Source organism: Methyloversatilis sp. XJ19-49 (assembly GCF_024580145.1).
Lineage (GTDB): Bacteria > Pseudomonadota > Gammaproteobacteria > Burkholderiales > Rhodocyclaceae > Methyloversatilis.
Window position 1 is genome coordinate 1 of sequence record NZ_JANINI010000034.1, and the last position, 1,981, is coordinate 1,981.

At 59.4% G+C, this 1,981-nt stretch carries 1 protein-coding gene; it reads right to left on the reverse strand.

What is annotated here, in order from left to right:
- Positions 1–1,370, reverse strand: a 1,370-nt coding sequence (locus tag NMQ16_RS19100; RefSeq protein ID WP_257082556.1) for a PQQ-dependent dehydrogenase, methanol/ethanol family, incomplete at its 3' end; no start/stop codon positions are given.
- Positions 1,371–1,981 lie beyond the last annotated feature (611 nt).

Below are 1,981 nucleotides of genomic sequence, written 5' to 3' on the forward strand. Positions count from 1 at the left end.
TACATCGACAGGGTGGCGCCGACGTACGGCTGACCGGCGGTGTATTCAACACGGAACGGCTCGTAGTCCATGCAGACGTGGTTCGTCGGCACGTAGAACAGGCCATTCTTCGGGTTGAACGAAGCGGGCTGCTGGTCCTTCGAACCCAGAGCGGCCGGGCAGATGCCCTTGCTGTTCACATCTTCGCCGTTCTGACGGGTCGAGTACTTGGCAACCACTTGCGGACGACCGGTGTTCATGTCGACGTGCGTGGCCCAGTTCACCTTCGGGTCGAACTTTTCAGCGGTCAGCAGCTCGCCGGTCACACGGTCCATCGTGTAGCCGAAACCGTTACGGTCGAAGTGAACCGCAACCTTGCGCTTCTTGCCCTTGACGTCCACGTCGGCCAGGATGACTTCGTTGATGCCGTCGAAGTCCCACTCGTCGTGCGGGGTCATCTGGTACACCCAACGGGTCATGCCGGTGTCGACATCACGTGCCCACAGGGTCATCGACCACTTGTTGTCGCCCGGACGCTGCGACGGGTTCCACGTCGAGGGGTTGCCCGAACCGTAGTACATCAGGTTTTCCTGCGGGTCGTACGAGTACCAGCCCCAGGTCGTGCCGCCACCGATCTTCCACTGGTCACCCTGCCAGGTCTTGATCGACGAATCCTTGCCCACCGGCGCCATCTTGCCGTTGGTCCAGGTCATCGTCTTTTCCGGGTCCATCAGCATTTCGGCGTCGGGGCCGGTGCTGAAGCCCTTCCACACCTGCTTGCCGGTGTTGATGTCGTAGGCAGCCACGTAGCCGCGGACACCGAATTCACCGCCGGAAATGCCGGTGATGACCTTGTCCTTGAACACGTGCGGGGCGTTCGTGTTGGTTGCGCCAACCTTCGGATCGCCGTTCTTGACCGACCACAGGACCTTGCCCGACTTGGAGTCGAGTGCAACCAGCGTCGTGTCTGCCTGCTGCAGGAATACCTTGCCTTCGGCGTAGGCGAGACCACGATTGACGGTGTCGCAGCACATCACCGGAATCACTGACGGATCCTGCTTCGGCTCGTACTTCCACTTGATCTTCTGGGTTTCCAGGTCGATCGCGAACACCTTGTTGGGGAAGGGCGAGTGCACGAACAGCGTGTCACCGATCACCAGCGGACCACCTTCATGACCGCGCAACACGCCGGTCGAGAAGGTCCAGGCAACCTTCATGTCCTTCACATTCTTCTTGTTGATCTGGTTCAGGTTGCTGTAGCGCTGGTTTTCGAAGTTGCCGGCCTGCATGGCCCAGTTCTTCGGGTCCTTGATCAGCTTGGCGACATCGGCGTTAGCCAATGCGGTGCCCGGGATGGCAAGTGCAGCGACCCACAGGGGCAGTGTTTTCATCTTCATGGAAATAGGCTCCTCCTCGTTCCGACCAAAAAGCCAAAACCTCGAGTAGAAGGCTTTGGCCGCTATTCCCGGCGACGTCCATAAGTGGCACTGAGCGTCGGGGTAATGAAGATATAGCACACGATTTTTGAACAGCGGGAAGTTTTCCCCGCCTCGTCCTAAAATTTTAAACTTGACAAAGTTGTTTTAAAACGCTCCATGTTGTCAATATTGGCTTCTGCGGCAGTCTGAAGCCTCGCCCGTGGCGCGCTGCAACATGGCGAAAATCGCTATATGTTGCACTGCGCAACGCGAACGGATCAGTGAGTCACGCGTGTTTCCGGCGCATCGGCGGGTCCGGAAACGAAAACCGGCACCGGCGTTTCCACGCGGTGCCGGTCCTCAGACCTTGCGGAATGAGCAGTCTGCGCGGTCCGTGTGGCCCACGATTACGGCAGTGCGAAGACGGTCATCGTGCCGCCCAGCTCGGTGTAGGCGGCCAGTTCGGCGTAACCACCCACGGCGCCCAGACCATCGGTCGGCTTTTCGAGACCGGCTGCGAGGCCGATGCCGGCCCAGCCGCCGATACCCGACAGGATACCGATGTACTGCTTGCCCTTGAATTC